This is a genomic window from Pseudarthrobacter sp. lyk4-40-TYG-27, assembly GCF_030209295.1.
Taxonomy (GTDB): domain Bacteria; phylum Actinomycetota; class Actinomycetes; order Actinomycetales; family Micrococcaceae; genus Arthrobacter.
In genome coordinates this window covers 170643-186710 of sequence record NZ_JARVSH010000010.1, presented here as the reverse complement: position 1 = coordinate 186710, position 16068 = coordinate 170643, and the positions used below count along the sequence as shown (strand labels likewise).

General features: G+C 67.7%; 20 protein-coding genes. 12 read left to right on the top strand and 8 right to left on the bottom strand.

The window, feature by feature from the left end; all coding sequences use genetic code 11:
• Positions 1 to 214 precede the first annotated feature (214 nt).
• Positions 215 to 1420 (bottom strand): DUF445 domain-containing protein, encoded by a 1206-nt coding sequence (locus tag QRM96_RS18065; RefSeq protein ID WP_491340440.1) that lies wholly within the window; start codon positions 1418 to 1420, stop codon positions 215 to 217.
• Between the two features lie 205 nt (positions 1421 to 1625).
• On the opposite strand from QRM96_RS18065, the gene QRM96_RS18060 reads away from it, so the two are divergent.
• From QRM96_RS18060 to QRM96_RS18030, 7 genes are all read left to right on the top strand, one after another.
• The gene (locus QRM96_RS18060; protein WP_026264945.1) at positions 1626 to 2525 is read left to right on the top strand and encodes a glycerophosphodiester phosphodiesterase; all 900 of its coding nucleotides are present in this window, start codon (positions 1626 to 1628) and stop codon (positions 2523 to 2525) included.
• Between the two features lie 7 nt (positions 2526 to 2532).
• Positions 2533 to 3864, top strand: coding sequence for a CoA transferase (locus QRM96_RS18055; RefSeq protein WP_285320482.1), 1332 nt, complete (start codon positions 2533 to 2535; stop codon positions 3862 to 3864).
• Positions 3865 to 3953: 89 nt separating this feature from the next.
• A complete protein-coding gene (locus QRM96_RS18050; protein WP_502934905.1) occupies positions 3954 to 4478 on the top strand; it encodes a DoxX family protein in 525 nt (174 codons plus the stop codon).
• Positions 4475 to 5263 carry an AzlC family ABC transporter permease gene (locus QRM96_RS18045; RefSeq protein WP_081624198.1) on the top strand — a complete coding sequence of 263 codons (789 nt, stop codon included), beginning with the start codon at positions 4475 to 4477 and terminating at the stop codon, positions 5261 to 5263. The genes QRM96_RS18050 and QRM96_RS18045 overlap by 4 nt, the downstream gene beginning before the upstream one ends.
• The gene (locus QRM96_RS18040; protein ID WP_018763036.1) at positions 5260 to 5571 is read left to right on the top strand and encodes an AzlD domain-containing protein; all 312 of its coding nucleotides are present in this window, start codon (positions 5260 to 5262) and stop codon (positions 5569 to 5571) included. Before QRM96_RS18045 ends, QRM96_RS18040 begins: the two co-directional genes overlap by 4 nt.
• Positions 5572 to 5677: 106 nt before the next feature.
• A complete protein-coding gene (locus QRM96_RS18035) occupies positions 5678 to 5935 on the top strand; it encodes a hypothetical protein (RefSeq protein WP_018763037.1) in 258 nt (85 codons plus the stop codon).
• A gap of 83 nt (positions 5936 to 6018) precedes the next feature.
• On the top strand, positions 6019 to 6363 hold the full coding sequence (locus tag QRM96_RS18030) for a hypothetical protein (protein ID WP_133831179.1): 345 nt from the start codon (positions 6019 to 6021) through the stop codon (positions 6361 to 6363).
• Positions 6364 to 6441: 78 nt separating this feature from the next.
• Here QRM96_RS18030 and QRM96_RS18025 read toward each other — a convergent pair whose 3' ends face one another.
• Complete coding sequence (locus tag QRM96_RS18025) at positions 6442 to 6666, bottom strand: hypothetical protein (RefSeq protein WP_018763039.1); 225 nt, start codon at positions 6664 to 6666, stop codon at positions 6442 to 6444.
• A gap of 225 nt (positions 6667 to 6891) precedes the next feature.
• Positions 6892 to 7509, bottom strand: a complete 618-nt coding sequence (locus tag QRM96_RS18020; RefSeq protein ID WP_285320481.1) for a TetR/AcrR family transcriptional regulator — start codon at positions 7507 to 7509, stop codon at positions 6892 to 6894.
• 122 nt (positions 7510 to 7631) lie between these two features.
• Here QRM96_RS18020 and QRM96_RS18015 point away from each other — a divergent pair, with 122 nt between their 5' ends.
• From QRM96_RS18015 to QRM96_RS17995, 5 genes are read left to right on the top strand one after another with little or no spacing between them, the layout of a single operon-like run.
• Positions 7632 to 7955 (top strand): thiamine-binding protein, encoded by a 324-nt coding sequence (locus QRM96_RS18015; protein ID WP_018763041.1) that lies wholly within the window; start codon positions 7632 to 7634, stop codon positions 7953 to 7955.
• A 59-nt stretch (positions 7956 to 8014) separates the two neighbouring features.
• On the top strand, positions 8015 to 8707 hold the full coding sequence (locus QRM96_RS18010; protein ID WP_133831176.1) for an O-methyltransferase: 693 nt from the start codon (positions 8015 to 8017) through the stop codon (positions 8705 to 8707).
• A gap of 54 nt (positions 8708 to 8761) precedes the next feature.
• The gene (locus QRM96_RS18005; RefSeq protein WP_502934904.1) at positions 8762 to 9844 is read left to right on the top strand and encodes an acyl-CoA dehydrogenase family protein; all 1083 of its coding nucleotides are present in this window, start codon (positions 8762 to 8764) and stop codon (positions 9842 to 9844) included.
• Positions 9838 to 11220: a bifunctional PIG-L family deacetylase/class I SAM-dependent methyltransferase gene (locus QRM96_RS18000; RefSeq protein ID WP_285320480.1), complete on the top strand. Its 1383-nt coding sequence runs from the start codon at positions 9838 to 9840 to the stop codon at positions 11218 to 11220. Before QRM96_RS18005 ends, QRM96_RS18000 begins: the two co-directional genes overlap by 7 nt.
• Before the next feature lie 44 nt (positions 11221 to 11264).
• Positions 11265 to 11999 (top strand): glycosyltransferase family 2 protein, encoded by a 735-nt coding sequence (locus QRM96_RS17995; RefSeq protein WP_285320479.1) that lies wholly within the window; start codon positions 11265 to 11267, stop codon positions 11997 to 11999.
• 19 nt (positions 12000 to 12018) lie between these two features.
• Here QRM96_RS17995 and QRM96_RS17990 read toward each other — a convergent pair whose 3' ends face one another.
• From QRM96_RS17990 to QRM96_RS17970, 5 genes are all read right to left on the bottom strand, one after another.
• Positions 12019 to 12276 carry a hypothetical protein gene (locus QRM96_RS17990; RefSeq protein ID WP_018763046.1) on the bottom strand — a complete coding sequence of 86 codons (258 nt, stop codon included), beginning with the start codon at positions 12274 to 12276 and terminating at the stop codon, positions 12019 to 12021.
• A gap of 319 nt (positions 12277 to 12595) precedes the next feature.
• Positions 12596 to 13774: a YihY/virulence factor BrkB family protein gene (locus QRM96_RS17985; RefSeq protein ID WP_285320478.1), complete on the bottom strand. Its 1179-nt coding sequence runs from the start codon at positions 13772 to 13774 to the stop codon at positions 12596 to 12598.
• 110 nt (positions 13775 to 13884) lie between these two features.
• Complete coding sequence (locus QRM96_RS17980) at positions 13885 to 14526, bottom strand: DUF3618 domain-containing protein (protein ID WP_018763048.1); 642 nt, start codon at positions 14524 to 14526, stop codon at positions 13885 to 13887.
• A complete protein-coding gene (locus tag QRM96_RS17975; RefSeq protein ID WP_285320477.1) occupies positions 14523 to 14954 on the bottom strand; it encodes a phage holin family protein in 432 nt (143 codons plus the stop codon). The genes QRM96_RS17980 and QRM96_RS17975 overlap by 4 nt, the downstream gene beginning before the upstream one ends.
• Positions 14954 to 15973, bottom strand: a complete 1020-nt coding sequence (locus QRM96_RS17970; protein ID WP_285320476.1) for a hypothetical protein — start codon at positions 15971 to 15973, stop codon at positions 14954 to 14956. The genes QRM96_RS17975 and QRM96_RS17970 overlap by 1 nt, the downstream gene beginning before the upstream one ends.
• Positions 15974 to 16068 lie beyond the last annotated feature (95 nt).

Genomic DNA, 16068 nt, shown 5'->3' with positions numbered 1-16068 from the left:
GAGGCAGAAACACCCTCCATCACCACCGCCAGATCCGCACCGATTCCCATAAACAAATGATCCAACGAGGCACTGACATTTAGGCCTGCCGCCCAGTCCCTCCCCAGCAGCTGCCGGTGCCCCAACGTCTGGCGCAACCAAGGTGCCGTGAGCGTGCGAGCCTCATCCCGCCGTCGTACGCGCCAAACGCACCCGGGACCTGCGGGAGCGAACGCTACCCGAAGATGAGTTGCGCCACGGTGAAGATCGCAAGCCCCGCCAGGGAGCCCACCACCGTGCCGTTGATGCGGATGAACTGCAGGTCCTTGCCCACCTGCAGTTCGATCTTCTGCGAGGTCTCCTCGGCATCCCAACGGGCCACCGTGTCCGTGATGACCCCGGCGATGTCCGAGCGGTAAGTCTTCACCAGGTAGGCCGCGGCGTCCCCGATCCAGGCGTTGACCTTCCCCGCCAGTTCGGGGTCGCCCACCAGCCTGGTCCCGAAATCCCGCACAGCTGCCTTGAACTTGATGGTGAGCTCGCTGTCGGGATCGTCCACGGCACCGAGCAGCGCATTCTTGACGGTGCCCCACGTGCGGGACGCGAGTTCGCGCACCTCGGGATCACCCAGGACCTGGGCCTTGATGTCCTCGGCCCGGGCGATCATGGCCGGGTCGTGCTGGAGGTCCTGCGCGAGGTCGTTCAGGTACTTGTCGATCGACTGCCGCACCTGGTGGTTGGGGTCGGCCTGGACGGCCCGGACGAACTTCAGGATCTCGACGTACACCTTGTCGCCCACCAGCCCGTCCACGAACTGCGGCACCCAGGTGGGGGAGCGGTCGGACACCAGGCGGCTGACGGTCTCGTGGTTGTCGTCCACCCAGTCCGCGGCGCGGTCCACCATCAGGTCCACCAGGGTGTGGTGGTGCCCGTCATGGAAGATCCGCTCGGCGAGCCTGCCCACCGGCGGGCCCCACGGCGGGGTGAGCAGGTGCTTGCGCACCATGCCCTCGATGACGGCCTGGACGTCGTCGTCATTCAAAACCTTAAAGGCGCCGCGGATCACGGCGGCACCTTCCTTGGCCACCCGCTCCGCACCACCCGGCGCGGCCAGCCACTGGCCGGCACGGCCGGCGATGTTGACGCTTGCCAGCTTGTCCTGGACCACCTGTTCGGACAGGAAATTCGTCTCCACGAATTCGCCCAGGGAAGCGCCGATCTGGTCTTTCCGGCGGGGGATGATCGCGGTGTGCGGAATCTTGATGCCCATGGGGTATTTGAACAGGGCAGTGACGGCAAACCAGTCGGCGAGCGCGCCCACCATGCCCCCCTCGGCGGCTGCGCGCACGTACTGCAGCCACGGGTAGTCCTTCTGGAGGGCAAACGCGAAGACAAAGATCACGGCCATGGCAATGAGCAGGCTCAGCGCCAGCAGCTTCATTTTCCGCAGCGCTGCCGCCTTTTCGGCGTCACCGGCGCCAGGGTCGCGGGCGACGACGGCGCCTGCCGCCAAGGTGCCCTGCCGCGCCTGCCGCGTCGCCTCCGCTGGTGCATCCTGCGCGGCGTGCCCGGTAGTTGCCTCAGAGTTCACCTGCATGTGCCAAGCCTAGCCCCGAAGGCGGAAGCCGGTCCGCTACCGTGTGAGCATGACAACTGACGAGTCTGTGCCGCAACGGCCGTTGGTCTACGCCCACCGGGGCTCCAGCGGCACCTACGCTGAACATACCCGCGCCGCCTACCTGCAGGCTTTAGCTGACGGGGCCGACGGGGTGGAGTGCGATGTCCACCTGACCCGGGACCAGCACGTGGTACTGCTCCACGACGCCAACCTGGACCGTACCTCGGACGGCACGGGGCCGGTGGGGGACCGGACCCTGCACGAACTGCGGCAGCTGGACTTTTCGTCGTGGAAGGGGGCGCGGATTCCCGAGGCCTACGGCGCCCGTTCCGAGCAGTTCCTCACCCTTCCGGAGCTCCTGGACATCCTCCGCGGTGCGGGGCGACCCGTGGGCCTGGCCATCGAGCTCAAGCATCCAAGCCCATACCAGCTCAAGCTGGAGGACCGGGTACTGGAAGTGCTCCGCAGCGAAGGCTGGGATCCGGAAAGCTCCACGCTGGATAACGTGGCCGTGACCTTCATGAGTTTCAGCCCCGATTCAGTCCGCCACCTCCTGGAATCCGTCCCGCCCCGCTACATTTGCCAGCTCGTGGACGATCTCACCGTCCACGAGATACGCGGCGGACTGGGCGTGGGCCCGATTACCGGCGGAGCGATCGCCAACCTGATGAAGGCCACCCAACTTGAGGGCGAACAAATCCTGGACGACTGCCTGGTAGGCATGGCGGGCCCAGGCATCGACTATGTCCGCGAACGCCGGGACACCGTCCGCCGCTGGCTGGACTCCGGCCGGCGCTTCAGGGTCTGGACGGTCGATGCTCCCGAGGACGTTGACCTGTGCCAGGAACTGGGCATCCAGGAGATCACCACCAACGTGCCGGCCCGGGTCCTGGGCCAGCTCCGCGTGGCGTCCCCGCAGGCGAAGTAGGACGGCCGTGGCGGAGGGCGGCGTCGGCGGATCCTTCCCGCGCAGGTGGTGGGCCGGTTCGCTGGACGTGGAGGGCCTGGCCCTGCAATCGGTGGGGGCAGCGGCGGAGGCGCTGAACCGGTACACGGGTGACGCGGGCCGGTTCAGCACCTCCGCTGCCTTGACGGCGGCAGCCTTCGACTCCTTCGGACACCTGCGGATCGAGGGGCGCCAGCCGCAGGGCTTCGCGCCGCTGTCGGGCTTCCGGCGCACCGCGGACGGCTGGATCCGGCTGCACGCCAACTACCCGCACCATGAGCAGCGGCTGCTGCAGGCGCTGGGGGCGTCCTCCGCCGATGACGCGGATCAGGCACTCCGCGCCATGCCGTCGCTGCAGGCGGAAGCTGCCATCCAAGGCAACGGCGGGATCGCTGCGGCCGTAAGGACCCGCACCGAATGGCTGGCGACGGACATGGGCCGGGCCGCCGGCCAAGGACCCTGGGCCGCTGTGGAGTTTGCCGATGGTGCGACGGCGGGCCTGGGCCTGGGTGACGTCGCCGCAACAACCCCGGGTCGTCGGCACACTGTTGGCCGGCCCCTGGGTGGCGTCCGCGTCCTGGACCTGACCCGGGTTATCGCAGGGCCCGTCGCCACCCGTTTGCTGGCCGCGCTCGGAGCGGATGTCCTCCGGATCGACCCGCCGGCTTTCCCCGAGATCGCGGACCAGTTCGTGGACACGGCGTTCGGCAAGCGCAGCGCGGAAGCCGATCTTGGCCTCCCGGCAAACCACCACAGCCTGCGGCAGCTCCTGGCCGGCGCGGATGTAGTGGTCACCGGCTACCGGCACGCCGCACTGGACCGTTTTGGGCTCAACCCCCGGGAATTGCTGGCCGCACACCCGGGCCTGGTGGTGGTTACCCTCAACAGTTGGGGCACGACCGGGCCCTGGAGCGGCCTGCGCGGCTTCGACAGCATTGTCCAGGCCGCCTGCGGGATTGCCCGCGCATACGGGAGGAACGACGACGACGGGTGGCGCCCGGGTGCCCTTCCGGTCCAGGCGCTGGACCACGCCACAGGGTACGGCGTGGCGGCGGCGGTGATCCACCTGCTGGACAGCCGCAGGCAGGCGGGGGCGGGCGCCGCTGCGCACCTGTCACTGGCCCGGACGGCGGAGGAACTTTTTGCGTTGCCGGACACCGAGGCAGTCCGCGGGGAGCTGGCAGCACCGGAGTACCGCACCATGGACAGCCCCTACGGCGTGCTCCGCTACGTTGGGCCGCCCCTGCTTTCCGGAGGCCTGCCCCTGGACTACCCGTCTCCGCCCCCGGCCTACGGCAGCGCCACGCTCACCTGGGCCTGACGAAAGACGCAGCCCCGCCTCTCGTCGGCACCGCCGCAGCTGGCACGGCCGGTTGCGAGCGCCCGCTCCCGCTGTGGTTGAGTGGTTCCATGTCTTTTCCCCGGTCCGGCCCCGCTGTCCAGGGCCTGCCCTTGCACGTCCTGCCCTTGCACTGCCTTCCACTCCAAGGCTTGTCCGCCGCTGCCATGGGTGCCCTCCTGCTGGCCAGTGCCGGCAAGCATTTCCGCGACCCTGGTTTCTTCCGTGACGTTGTTCCGGAATACCTCTGCCGCGTGGATCCGCAACCCGGTCTGCCTCAGGTGCCCCAGCACCCGCTGGCGCTCCTTTCCCGGGACGAATGGATCGCGGTGAGCGGGCTGCTGGAACTGACTGCCGCCGTCGGCGTCCTCCTCCCGCCTACCCGGAAGCTGACTGCCACCGCCCTCACCGGAATGTTCACCGCATTCCTGGCAGGGCACGTCGACGCCCTGGTGCGGGCGTACGGTCCGGAGGGTTCGCCCCGCCGCCGGAAGATCCACTCGCTGCGGCTCCCGCTGCAGGCGCCACTGATCCTGTGGGCCTGGAGCCTGCGGAAGCCGGCCTCGCCAGGGTGCCCGCCGGGACGCCGGCCGTGAAACTGACGGGCTCGCCCGCGGTGAAGGTGGGAATCTCCATCAGCATCGCTACCGGCCTGTATGGAATCTCCTTTGGGGCGTTGTCAGTGACGTCCGGCCTCAACCTGTGGCAGACCATGGCGCTGAGCCTGCTCCTGTTCAGCGGCGGCTCGCAGTTCGCGTTCATCGGTGTCGTTGCCGGAGGAGGCTCGGGTATCGCGGCCATGAGCGCCGCCACCTTGTTGGGCATGCGCAACGGCATCTACGGCATGCAGTTGAACGCGCTGCTGAGGCCCAGCGGCTGGCGCAAGTACGTGGGTGCGCAGCTGACCATCGACGAGTCCACCGCCACCAGCACCGGACAGACGGATCCGGCCGAGCAGCGCCGCGGATTCTGGACCGCCGGGATTGGCATTTATGTGCTGTGGAACATCTTCACGCTCGTAGGCGCCCTGGCCGGGAGCGGCCTGGGCGATCCCAAGAGGTGGGGACTCGATGGCGCCGCCGTGGCAGCGTTCCTCGCACTGCTCTGGCCGCGGCTAAAGGGCCGGGAGCCCGTTGCGATCGCGGTGGCGTGCGCCGTAGCCACCGTGATTGCCGTGCCGTTCGTGCCGCCGGGGGTCCCTATCCTGGTGGCAGCTGTGGTGGCGGCGCTGGCGGGATGGCTAAGTCACGGCCGGCGTGACGAAGGCCTCGAACCGGACATCGAGCCATACGGGCACCCGGCCGGCCGCCACGCTCGCGGGAGTGCACCGCAGGCAGGCGCGGAGCGCGGCGACACCACTGGCCCGGCGGCCGCCCCATGAGCCTGTGGATCTGGCTGCTGATCGCGTGTGCCCTTGCCTACGCGTGGAAACTCGTGGGGTATTTCGTTCCTGCCAAGCTCCTGGCGGACCCTCGTGCCTCGCGTATTGCCGGCACCATGACCATCGGGCTGCTCGCCTCGCTGACCGTGGTCAACGCCGTGGCCTCCGGACAGGCGCTGGCCGCCGACGCACGGCTGGGTGCGCTGGCCGCGGCCGCGGTGGCCCTGGCGTTCCGGGCGCCTTTCCTGGTGGTGGTTATCGCCGGGGCAGGAACCGCGGCGCTGCTGAGGCTGCTGGGCTGGAACTGACCACCAGCATCACAGAGTGATATAGATCACGCCCTGCGTGGTTTGCCGGTTGTATCATGAAATCGGCTTATGCAGCTGGCCACGGCATTCGCGATGAACGGCACCCATGGAAAACAAGCTGCAGGTGGCAAGGGACTTGGCGGGCGGTCCCCGGCAAAAAAATGCTCGACGCCGGGCGGGACTTCCCGCCAAACGTTTCTTCAAGCGCTTTGCAGGCCTGTCGGACGTGCCGCCGGAGGACCTGGAAATCCTGTCGCAGAGGCTGCAGGCGGCACTCGACCTGGACCCGTCGTCGTCCGCCCCTGCCTTGCAAGCCCTGGTGCGCCGGGAGGTCCGCAAGCGGGCTGAGGGCGGCAGGGCCTAACGCCCCCAGCCCTCCGGGTGCCGCGTATGGTGCACTGGAACAGAGGCGGCCCTCACGGGCGCTGCCACAAAGGAGGAACCGAAATGGACGAACAGTCACGGCCCGCCGGGCCGGAAGACGGCCAGGGCACCGAGGACGCCGGGAAAGACAGGCCGGAAGATTACTCCGCCGGGAGTTCGCCAGCGGAGCAGCCTGCGAAGCAGCGGTCCGCCTATCTTGATCCCCGCGGCTCGGAAGGAACCCGGGAACTGCGGGACACTGCCAGGCGACGCCGGGATGCGGAAGAAAAGCTGCAGCAGCACCTGATGGAAGCGAAAGAACACGTCCCCAACGAGTTCCACGAACACCACCCGCATGCCCACGACGCCGAACCGGGCCGGCCCGAGGGCAAAGGCGATGCTGCAGAAAAGGCCCCGGAAGAATCCTGACTGCCGTGCCCGGCATCGAACAGGGGCGGGTTGTATTTCCGTGCTGTCCGGGATGAGCCCCGGGCGGGGGCTCGCTGGCTAAGCCAGTCTTTGGCTGGCTCCATCTGGCGAAGCGGCCCTGCGGCAGCTTTCCTCGACTGCCATCTCGTACCACGCCTCGGCGCCGAACTCGGGCTCGGGCGTATCAAGGTTCTGGTAGAGGGCGTCCAGCAGCTCCGCGAGTTCCGCAGGCTCCAGGGCCGGGAGGACTTCCTCGGGGCCACGGGGGTCCGTGAGGTAGCGGACAAGGTGTGAACTGTTCATTGCAGTGCTGCCATTGCGCGGCGGAAGGGCGCAAAATTGCTCATGGGTCGCCTCCAGCTGAAATTCCCGCGGCTGGCTGCTTAACCTCTCCAGATTCTATGGCACTGGACAAGGCCCCCACAATGTAGCCGCCCCCACAATGTATCCCGCCCGGCAATGGACCCCACCCGGCAATGGACCTGGCGCGGCGGCGCCGCGGCGGATGGCCAGTGGGCCAGCGCCGGTTCAGGCTGTGGGGGCCGGGACAGGCACGTGCGCGGGAAGCGGACGCGCTGGCCGGTCGGCGCGGATGGCATCCTCCACCAGCGCCAGAGGCCGCCGCCACGCATCGGAGCCGGGCTCCATGGTGTCCACCACGCCGATCAGCATGGCAAGCAGCCGGAACATGTCGGTCATGGAAATGTCGGCACGCAGCGTGCCCTGTCCTTGTCCCCGGACCAGCAGCACACTGATGGACTCCATGAGCGAACCGGTGATCCCGGTGAGGAGTTCCCGCCGTCCGGCGACGGCGCACAGCAGGTTGGCGTCGGCGCTGGCGGCTGCCATCAGTGCTTCGAGTACGCGCAGCAACCCCGCTGTGGCGTCGATATCGGCCATGGCGCCGTCCATGACGGGGTCCACGGTAAGGCGGAGTTGCCGGTTGAGCGCAGCGAGGACCAGTTCTTCCTTGTCCGCGAAGTTCCGGAACAGGGTAGCCGGGCCCACTCCGGCCGTTGTTGCGATGGTTTGGAGCGGCACTTCGGGACCGAATTCCCGGAAACACTGGCGCGCCGCCGTGATGATCTTGTCCACGTTCCGCGCTGCGTCCGCACGGAGGGGCTTTCGGGCGACTGCGAGGCTCATGGCCAACAGGTTAGCAACGGAGGCTCCGGCCGGCATGGTTACCGCAGGGTAGGCGCTTATGTGACGGCCGCTGCCGGTGGTCCAGCCTGCGGCGGGCGGGATCCGCGTGGGACACTGGGGGCATGTTGCTTGCATTTTCCGTGGCTCCCTCAGGTGTTCCCAGCGAGGGCGCCAGGCCCGACGACGCTTCAGTGCACGACGCCGTTGCCGCCGCGGTGAAGATCGTCCGGGAGTCGGGTCTGCCCAACCAGACGGATTCGATGTTCACCACCATCGAGGGTGAATGGGACGAGGTGTTCGACGTCGTCAAGCGTGCCACCGAGGCTGTGGGACGTTACGGCAGCCGGGTGTCGCTGGTGATCAAGGCTGATATCCGGCCGGGTTACTCGGGCGAAATCACCGCGAAAGTGGACCGCCTGGAAGGCGCACTGGCCCAGGAATCCTGAGCCCGCGGGAGGACCGGACGCATCTGGACCCCCACGGCGCCCCGTGCCAAACTGTGCCCATGTTCGAGCACAAGCCCCGTCCGGAGTGGATAGCCACCGAAGAGTTCCTGTCCCGAACCGTGGTGCATCCGGATGCGGCCCTCCAGCAGGCCATCCGGGCGGCGGCGGATGCCGGGATGCCCGCCATCGAGGTGGCACCCAACGCCGGGAAGCTGCTGAAGCTGCTGGTCCAGATGTCCGGGGCCCGCCGCATCCTGGAAATCGGGACACTGGCCGGCTACAGCACCATCTGGCTGGGCCGGGGCCTTCCGCCCAGTGGCACGCTGGTCACGTGCGAATACCTGCCCCAGCACGCCGAGGTGGCGTGGGCGAACATTGACGGCGCCGGCCTGGGGGAGAAAGTGGAGATCCGGCTGGGGCCGGCGCTCGACACCCTTGCCGCCCTTGAGGAAGAGGACCGGGAACCGTTCGACTTCATCTTCATTGACGCCGACAAGCAGAACAACAGCCACTACCTTGAGTGGGCCGTCAGGCTGGGCAGGCCGGGTGCCACCGTGGTGGTGGACAACACCATCTGGGAGGGTGCAGTCCTGGACCCGGGCATGGATCCGGTCAATGCGCCCGGAATCATTGACGCACTCACGCTCTTGGGCAACCACCCGCGCCTGGACGCCACCGTAATCCAGACCGTGGGCTCCAAAGGCTGGGACGGATTCGCCGTTGCCCGCATCCTCCCGCCAAATAGTAAGTAAGCTGTGTAGATGCGTCCCGGGGGCCGGGCGCCCCCAGCGTCGATGGAGGAACGTTTGCAAGCGGTAACCACTTCTGTCTTCTTTGATTCCACCGACGCCGGCATCTCCCCATGGAGCTCATTCCTGCGCGCATTTCCGGACGCTGCAGGCGACGTCACTGCCCTGCTGGCCCTGGCCGTGGAAGCGGGCGAAACCTGGCCGCGTCCCGGAGAAGGCCGGACGCAGCTGTTATGGGAGCTCCTGGCCTCTGTCGCCGCCATTGACGTGGCGGCAGCCCGGGTATTAGAGCCGCATATGGACGCCATTGCCATTCTTTCCCAGGCTGCCGGCACGGATACCGCTGACCGGCCGCCCGGGGAAGGCGTCGGAGCGTCATGGGGCGTCTTCGCGGCAGAGGCCCCCGGCGTCAGCCTGCGGGCCAGCCGCGACGGCGGCACGGTGGTCCTGGACGGGGCCAAACCGTGGTGCTCCTTGGCTGCAAGCCTGGACCGTGCCGTCATCACCGCCCATACGGACGACGGCGGCAGGGCGGCTTTCGCCGTCGACCTCCGCCACCCCGGGGTATGGTGCGAAGAGCCCGCCTGGGTGGCGCGCGGCCTCCGGGAGATCCCCAGTGGAACCGTGCACTTCGACCAGGTTCCGGCAGTGGCCCTGGGTGGAACCGGCTGGTATCACAGCCGCCCCGGCTTCGCCTGGGGAGGCATGGGCGTTGCCGCCTGTTGGCTGGGCGGCGCGGTGGGAGTGGCCCGCGATTTCCGCTCCGGCCTGCTAGCCGGCGCCGACGCCGGGAGGGAACCGGACCAAGTGGCGCTCGCCGCCCTCGGCGAGGTGGACCGCACCCTCACTGCCGCCATGCAATACCTCGCCCGCACCGCGGCACGCATCGATGACGGCAGCCTGGGCGCCCACGGCCAAAGTTCCTGGAGCGAAGCCCAGCGTGTCCGCGGAACCGTTGCTTCCGCCGTCGAACGCGTCCTGCACCTGGTGCTTTCCAACCGGGGCCCCGCCCCACTTGCCTTCGACGAACGCTATGCCAAACGGACGGCGGACCTGGGACTGTACGTGCGCCAGCATCACGGGTCACGGGACGACGCCCAGCTGGGCCGCCTCACGCTCAAGGGTGACTGCCCGTGGTGACCTTCTCGCACGCGGACCAAGGCACCGCCGAAGCAGCCTGGGCCGGAAGCGAACTGTCGGTCGCGCCGGAACTGCCGCTCGGCCCCGATGAACTCGCTGCGCTGCGCTTCGTGGTCCTGGCCGCCCATCCTGACGATGAGACCCTCGGCGCGGGCGGACTCATGGCGCGGCTGGCCGCGCTGGGCGCGCAAGTGGAAGTCCTCCTGTGCACGGCGGGGGAGGGATCCCACCCGGATTCCCCCACCACATCACCCGAGGAGTTGGCGCAGGCCCGGTTGGCGGAATTCGCCGCGGCACTGACCGTCCTGGGATTGGGGGACCGGTGGCGCTTCCTCGGTTTTCCGGACCGCGGCCTCGGCTCCCACGCTGACGCCATCGCCGCTGCCGTCAGGGATGCAGCGGCGCGGCTGCCCGGGCGGGCCGACCAGCTGGTCCTGGTTGCGCCCTACCGTTTCGACGGCCACTCCGACCACGACGCACTCGGTGCCGTGGCAGCGGAAACCGCCAGGAAGGATGGCCACGCACTGCTGGAGTACCCCATCTGGTACTGGCATTGGGCCACGCCCGGTGACCAGCAGTGGCGGGCGTGGCTCCGGTTCCCGCTGGACGGCGAGTCCGGCGCGGCCAAGGAACGTGCCATGGCTGCCCACGCCACCCAAGTCATGCCGCTGTCCCCGGCCCAGGGGGACGAAACCCTGCTGAGCCGTGAGTTCCTTGGCCATTTCGCCCGAGGCTACGAAGTGTTTGCCTGGACACCGCCCCGGGACGCGTCCGGCCCGGCGCACTCCAGCCAGGACGCCGAGGAGGTCTTCGACGTCGTCCATAACGGCTCCGCCGACCCCTGGAACTACGCCTCGAGCTGGTATGAGCGGCGCAAGCGGGCGATCACCCTCGCGGCCCTCCCGGATGCGACCTATGAGCGCGGCCTGGAAGTGGGCTGCTCCATCGGTACCCTCACGGAGGACCTCGCGGGCCGCTGCCGCAGCCTGCTGGCCGTTGATGCCAGTGGGGCCGCGGTTCGCCGAGCCACGCAACGGCTTGACGGCAACCACGGGGTCCGCGTCGAGCAGCGCGTGGTCCCCGGCTCCTGGCCCGGCGGAACATTCGACCTGCTGGTGGTGTCCGAGGTCGGCTACTACCTGGCCCCCGGCGAGCTCGCTGACCTGTGGGACCGGGTGGAGGCCTCACTGGAACCGGGCGGGGTCCTGGTCCTGTGCCACTGGCGGCACCCGATCGACGGCTGGCAGCTCGACGGCGACACCGTCCACGCGCTCGCCCGCCAACGGTTGCGCTGGCCAACCACGGGGCTGTACCGGGAGCGCGACTTCGTCCTGGAATTCCTGGTGTGCCCGGCCCGCGGGACGGGCGTGGCATGACGCTGGCGGCTCCGGGGGGACCAGCCGCAGGGTTTCGGCACGGCATGGGGGCAACGCAGATCGACAAAGTGGCCGTCGTGATCCCGGCGCACAACGAGGAACAGGCCCTGGAGCGGGCGCTCTCTTCAGCCGGAACCGCCGCGGACCGGCTGGCCGTGGACAGTCCCGGAACTGAGGCGGAGGTTGTTATTGTCCTCGACGCGTGCACGGACCGGTCGCTGGAGGTAGCCGCCGGCTTCGCAGCCCGTGACCTCCGCTTCCGCGTCCTGCCCGTCGGTTTCCACAGTGTGGGAAAGAGCCGCCGGGCAGGTTGCGGGGCGGTGCTGGAAAGCCTGGGTGGGTCCGGCGCGGCGGGTATTCCGGCACGTCGCCTGTGGTTGGCCAACACCGATGCCGATTCACAGGTACCGGAAGACTGGCTGCTCCGGCAGCTGGAACTGGCAGCAGCCGGAGCCGACCTTGTCCTTGGCTCCGTGGAGCCCGATGCCCATGGGACACACCACGAGCTGTTGGCCCGCTGGCACGCCCGGCATGCCTTGGCCGAGGACCACCCGCACGTCCATGGGGCCAACCTGGGTGTCCGCGCTTCGGCCTATCTCGCGGCCGGGGGCTTCCCTGGGATTGACCGCGACGAAGACAGGATCCTGGTGGAGCGGCTTCGCGCGGGCGGGGCAGCAATCGTTTCCACTGACACCACGCGCGTCCTTACCTCGGGGCGGACCAGCGGCCGCGCGCCCGGCGGGTTCGCCGCTTACCTCCTGGCGCTGGCACAACCCTGACGGCGCGTGCGCCTGTCGGTCACACGAGGTCCGGAGCGCTCGCCACGATGTAGTCCGCCGCCGCCGGTCCGGTCATGGAAAGGTTGTTGCTGTCGGGATCGATGCCTGCCTGCTGCAACGCCTCCCACAGGGAGGACGGGGTGTGGGGCTCGGCCTTATTCAGGAGGCACCAGCTGGTGTAAAGGCCATAGAGCTCGTCCCGTCCGAGGCCCAGTCCGGGCTCCCTGTCCGGGACAACTGCCTCGGCTAGGAACTGGTCAAAATGTGTAGCAGTCATGTTCGCTCATTTGGTTGGAGCTTGTATCCGCCGTCTGCTTCAGCGGCCACGCCGGTTCCCAAAAGGCCCCGGCAAGGTATTCACGAAACTATTGCAGGAGGCGCGGCTTGTCCAGTCACGCCGAAAGGGGGCAGGCCCATGGGGGGGGCCGACGGCGACTGGGGGGACTGGCCTCGGTCTCAGAAGAGGCCATCTCACCGCCGGCCCCGCTTCGCCCCGGACCCCACAGCCCGGGAAACTTCGACAGGACCTTCACCATGAATTTTCCTCTTTCTCGAAGGTCCTGCCTAGTCCCTTCCTCCCTGGCCGGCCCGGACCGTTACATGTTGCTGCCCGGCCGGCCCCCGCCGTCGGACTCTCCCTCTTCGGCGCGGGCCCGGACCTTCTCGCGAACCTTGTCCCGGTGCCGTTCGCCCTGGTTCTGCGCGCCGTTGCCCTCCTGGCCGTGCTTCTCCCGGAGTTCCCTGCCGTGCTTGATGTCTTCCTCGATCTGCTGCTGCAGTTTTTCGCTCTTTTTGGTGTCCCGGGGCGGTAACTGAATGGTTTCCTCGGCCTTGATGCCGGCCTGGAGTTCGCGGCCGCGCTCCACTTCGGCGTCGAATTCGGCGCCGAACAACAGGGACATGTTCAGGATCCACAGCCAGAGCAGCGCGACGATGACACCGCCAATGGCGCCGTAGGTCTTGTTGTAGCTGTTGGAGTACGCCACGTAGAAGCCGAAGGCCAGCGAAGCCAGCAGGAACACCACCAGGGCGATGGCCGAACCCATGCTCATCCACCGGAATTTCGGTTGTTTCACGTTTGGTGTGGCGTAGTAGAGGATGGCGATCGCCACGGTGATCAGCACCAGCATGACCGGCCACTTGGCGATGTTCCACACCGTCAGGAAGGCGCCTCCAAGCCCGATCAGGTTCCCGACGGATTCTGCCACGGGGCCGCTCAGCACGAGCATCGCCGCGATGACGACGACGATCAGCAGGTTGACGACGGTGACGCCGAGCATGGTGCCCCGCAGCTTCACGAAGGCACGGCCCTCGTCGACTTCGTAGACACGGTTCATGGCCCTGCCGAAGGCCCCGACGTAGCCGGACGCGGACCAGAGTGCCGTGAGGAGGCCCAGGACAAGGGTGAAGCCGGCGGCCGAGGAACTCGCGAGGTCCTGGACCACCGGCCGGATCGTCTCTACGGTTTGCCCGGGGGCGAAACCTTGGACGATGTCCAGCAGGGCGGAGGTGGTCTTTTGCGGGTCGCCGAAGATTCCCAGGAGGGATACCAGCGCCAGCAGCGCCGGAAAGATCGAAAGTACGGAGTAGTAGGTCAGGGCCGCTGCCAGGTCCGGGCACTGGTCTTTGCTGAATTCCCGCAGCGTCTTCCTGGCGATGTACTTCCAGGAGGGCTTCTCCAGGTCCCGGGGGCTCCCGGGTTTGCGGGAATCGTTCGGATCGGGGGCCTGGCCGGCCTTCGCGGTGCTGGTCTCGGACGTGTTGTGAGTGGCCATTGGGGGAGTCCTCTCGATCTTGGGGCCAAGAGGACAGGCCGACCCCGCGGGTGGCGGTGCCGGCCTGTCGTCTTAGGTGTTGCCTTTAGGGAGCCGCGGTAAGCGGAGCGTCAGCTGCTTTGGACGGTGTCCTTCGCATCTGCGGCACGGTCTTTGACGTCGTCGGCTGCGTGCTGGCCCTCAGCTTTGACGTTCTGGGCGGCGTCGGTTGCCGTGGCCTTGACGTTTTCCATGGCTTCCTGTGCCGGCTCCTTGAGGTCCTGGGCCATGTTTTTAGCGGCGTCAGTAAGTTCGGCGGCCAGTGGCTGGGCTGCCGTCTTGAGCTGATCGGCCGCTTCCCGCTCCTTCTGGCTTGGCGGGATCAGCGACGAGACCAGCAGTCCGGCCCCGAACGCGATGAGGCCTGCAGCCAGCGGGTTGCCAGCGGTCTTTGACTTCACCTGGCCCGGGGTTTGGGAGACGGCGTGGCCGGCATCGGAAAGCTTCGCCGAGACGGCGTCGCCAGCCTGGTGCAGGCTGTCCGCCGCTGAGTGCGCACCTGCGCCCGTGGTGTTGTGGACGTTGGTGGTGGCGGTGTCTGCTGCACCCATGATTTTCTCCTTCATCCCGGTGGCCGCATCCTTGAGCTTGTCGGTCTGCCGGTGGACGATGTTGGACGGCGTGACTTTGTCGGCCACGGCGTCCACGTTTGTTCCCAGGCGTGCCCGGGTGGCTTCGATGTCTGCGCGGATGACGTCAGGGTTTTCGCTCATCGGTTTACCTCACCTGGTTTAAGGGTTGGGGGTATCTCAGAAAGGGTTTCGCCGGTCTGGGGCATGCCCTTGATTTGCTTCAGTTCCTTGCGGCCCATGGAGGCCAGGACAGCTGCAATGATGGCCCAGACCACGGCAGTGATCAGGGCGGACCAGCCCAGCGGCATGACGGCGCCGAGGGCGAACATCAGGGCCAAGGACAGGAACAGCAGGACGAAGTGTCCGCCAACCCCGGCGCCGGCCAGCATGCCGGATCCTTTGCCTGCGCGGGTGGCGGTCTGCTTCAGTTCAGCCTTGGCCAGATCGACTTCCTGGCGCATGAGGGTGGACAAGTCCCGCGTTACGTCGCCGAGCAACTCCCCCAGTGAGGCGTTGTCCGCTTTCATGTGCGCCGCGCTTGGCGGCGGCTCAGGTATGTGGCTGCTCATCAGAGTCCGCCAGCCTGGCCGCCCCTGGCGCGGTCCCGGGTGAAGGGGTCAGCCGCCATTGGGTCATCGGCCAATTCGCGGTCGCGCAGGGGGTCGTCGGAAACCTGGTTTCCGGACCACGGTTCCTCCACCAATTGCGGGCTGTCGAGGCCGCTGGCAGTCGACGTGGACTCGGGGTAGCTGCTGCCCGGCGCGCCGCCGTCGTATCCGGCCGTGGTGGTGGCCGGACCGGGCAGCTGGACGGGCGGCGGAGGCACTACACCACCGGCGGCCGGCGGCTGGCCGTATTGGTCCGGGTATGTCGTGCCTGCGTGCTGGCCGGAAAGGCCTGCGGCAGCTGATGCGGTTGAGCCGGTAGACTCCGGGGCGCCTGCCGTAAGGCCACGGGTCAAGCGTCCGGCGAGGACACCGGCTCCGGCAGCGAGGAGCAGGAAGGTTCCGGGCCGGTTGCGGGCAAACCGCTGGACCTCGTTCAGGAGGTCTCCGGGTTCCCGGTTCTCCAACCAGGTGGCGATCGAGGATGTCCGCTCGGCCGCCTGCCGGACCAGGTCGCTGGCCATGCCGTGCTGGTCCGGGGCGCTGGCCATGCTGTGCAGCTGGCCGGAAATGTTGCGGATGCCTTCTGCAGCCTTCTGCTGCTGCGTTGCGGCCTCGCTCGTGAGGCCTGACTTGGCCTGGTGCAGCAGGTCTTGCGCGTTGGACTTTGCCTCCGAGGCTACGTTGGCTGCCTCTTCTTTGGCCGTCTGTGCCACGTTCTGTGCGGAACCCGCTGCTGTCCTGGCTACGCCTGCTGCCTCGTCCTTGGCAGCTTCGGTGCGTGAGGACGCAGAACCGGTGCCGGCACTCTCCGGCATGGTTTGGGTTTGTTCGTAATCGGCGGGTGCGTACCCGTTTCCGCTCTCAGCGCCATAGCTGGCTGCCGGAGACGGAAAGTTTGCGGGCCGGCGCTCGCCGGGGATTCCTGTATGTGCCTGAGGGGCCGTGTTTGCGGTGTCCTCGGGCCATTGGTTCTCTGTCATCTTCGCTCTTCCTTTCAGAAAGAAGGCTGGTTGCTGATCAAGAACCAGCGGTACTGGCCGTAAAATAGTAAGCATGTTTACTAATGAAAGGTAAG

Coding starts and splice junctions, on each gene's coding strand:
- QRM96_RS17975 (WP_285320477.1), bottom strand. CDS start 14,954: ATGAGCAGCCACATACCTGAGCCGCCGCCAAGCGCGGCGCACATGAAA.
- QRM96_RS18035 (WP_018763037.1), top strand. CDS start 5,678: ATGGAAAACAAGCTGCAGGTGGCAAGGGACTTGGCGGGCGGTCCCCGG.
- QRM96_RS18010 (WP_133831176.1), top strand. CDS start 8,015: ATGTTCGAGCACAAGCCCCGTCCGGAGTGGATAGCCACCGAAGAGTTC.
- QRM96_RS17995 (WP_285320479.1), top strand. CDS start 11,265: ATGGGGGCAACGCAGATCGACAAAGTGGCCGTCGTGATCCCGGCGCAC.
- QRM96_RS18040 (WP_018763036.1), top strand. CDS start 5,260: ATGAGCCTGTGGATCTGGCTGCTGATCGCGTGTGCCCTTGCCTACGCG.
- QRM96_RS18025 (WP_018763039.1), bottom strand. CDS start 6,666: ATGAACAGTTCACACCTTGTCCGCTACCTCACGGACCCCCGTGGCCCC.
- QRM96_RS18015 (WP_018763041.1), top strand. CDS start 7,632: ATGTTGCTTGCATTTTCCGTGGCTCCCTCAGGTGTTCCCAGCGAGGGC.
- QRM96_RS17980 (WP_018763048.1), bottom strand. CDS start 14,526: ATGAGCGAAAACCCTGACGTCATCCGCGCAGACATCGAAGCCACCCGG.
- QRM96_RS17970 (WP_285320476.1), bottom strand. CDS start 15,973: ATGACAGAGAACCAATGGCCCGAGGACACCGCAAACACGGCCCCTCAG.
- QRM96_RS17985 (WP_285320478.1), bottom strand. CDS start 13,774: ATGGCCACTCACAACACGTCCGAGACCAGCACCGCGAAGGCCGGCCAG.
- QRM96_RS18020 (WP_285320481.1), bottom strand. CDS start 7,509: ATGAGCCTCGCAGTCGCCCGAAAGCCCCTCCGTGCGGACGCAGCGCGG.
- QRM96_RS18030 (WP_133831179.1), top strand. CDS start 6,019: ATGGACGAACAGTCACGGCCCGCCGGGCCGGAAGACGGCCAGGGCACC.
- QRM96_RS18065 (WP_491340440.1), bottom strand. CDS start 1,420: ATGAAGCTGCTGGCGCTGAGCCTGCTCATTGCCATGGCCGTGATCTTT.
- QRM96_RS18060 (WP_026264945.1), top strand. CDS start 1,626: ATGACAACTGACGAGTCTGTGCCGCAACGGCCGTTGGTCTACGCCCAC.
- QRM96_RS17990 (WP_018763046.1), bottom strand. CDS start 12,276: ATGACTGCTACACATTTTGACCAGTTCCTAGCCGAGGCAGTTGTCCCG.
- QRM96_RS18050 (WP_502934905.1), top strand. CDS start 3,954: ATGTCTTTTCCCCGGTCCGGCCCCGCTGTCCAGGGCCTGCCCTTGCAC.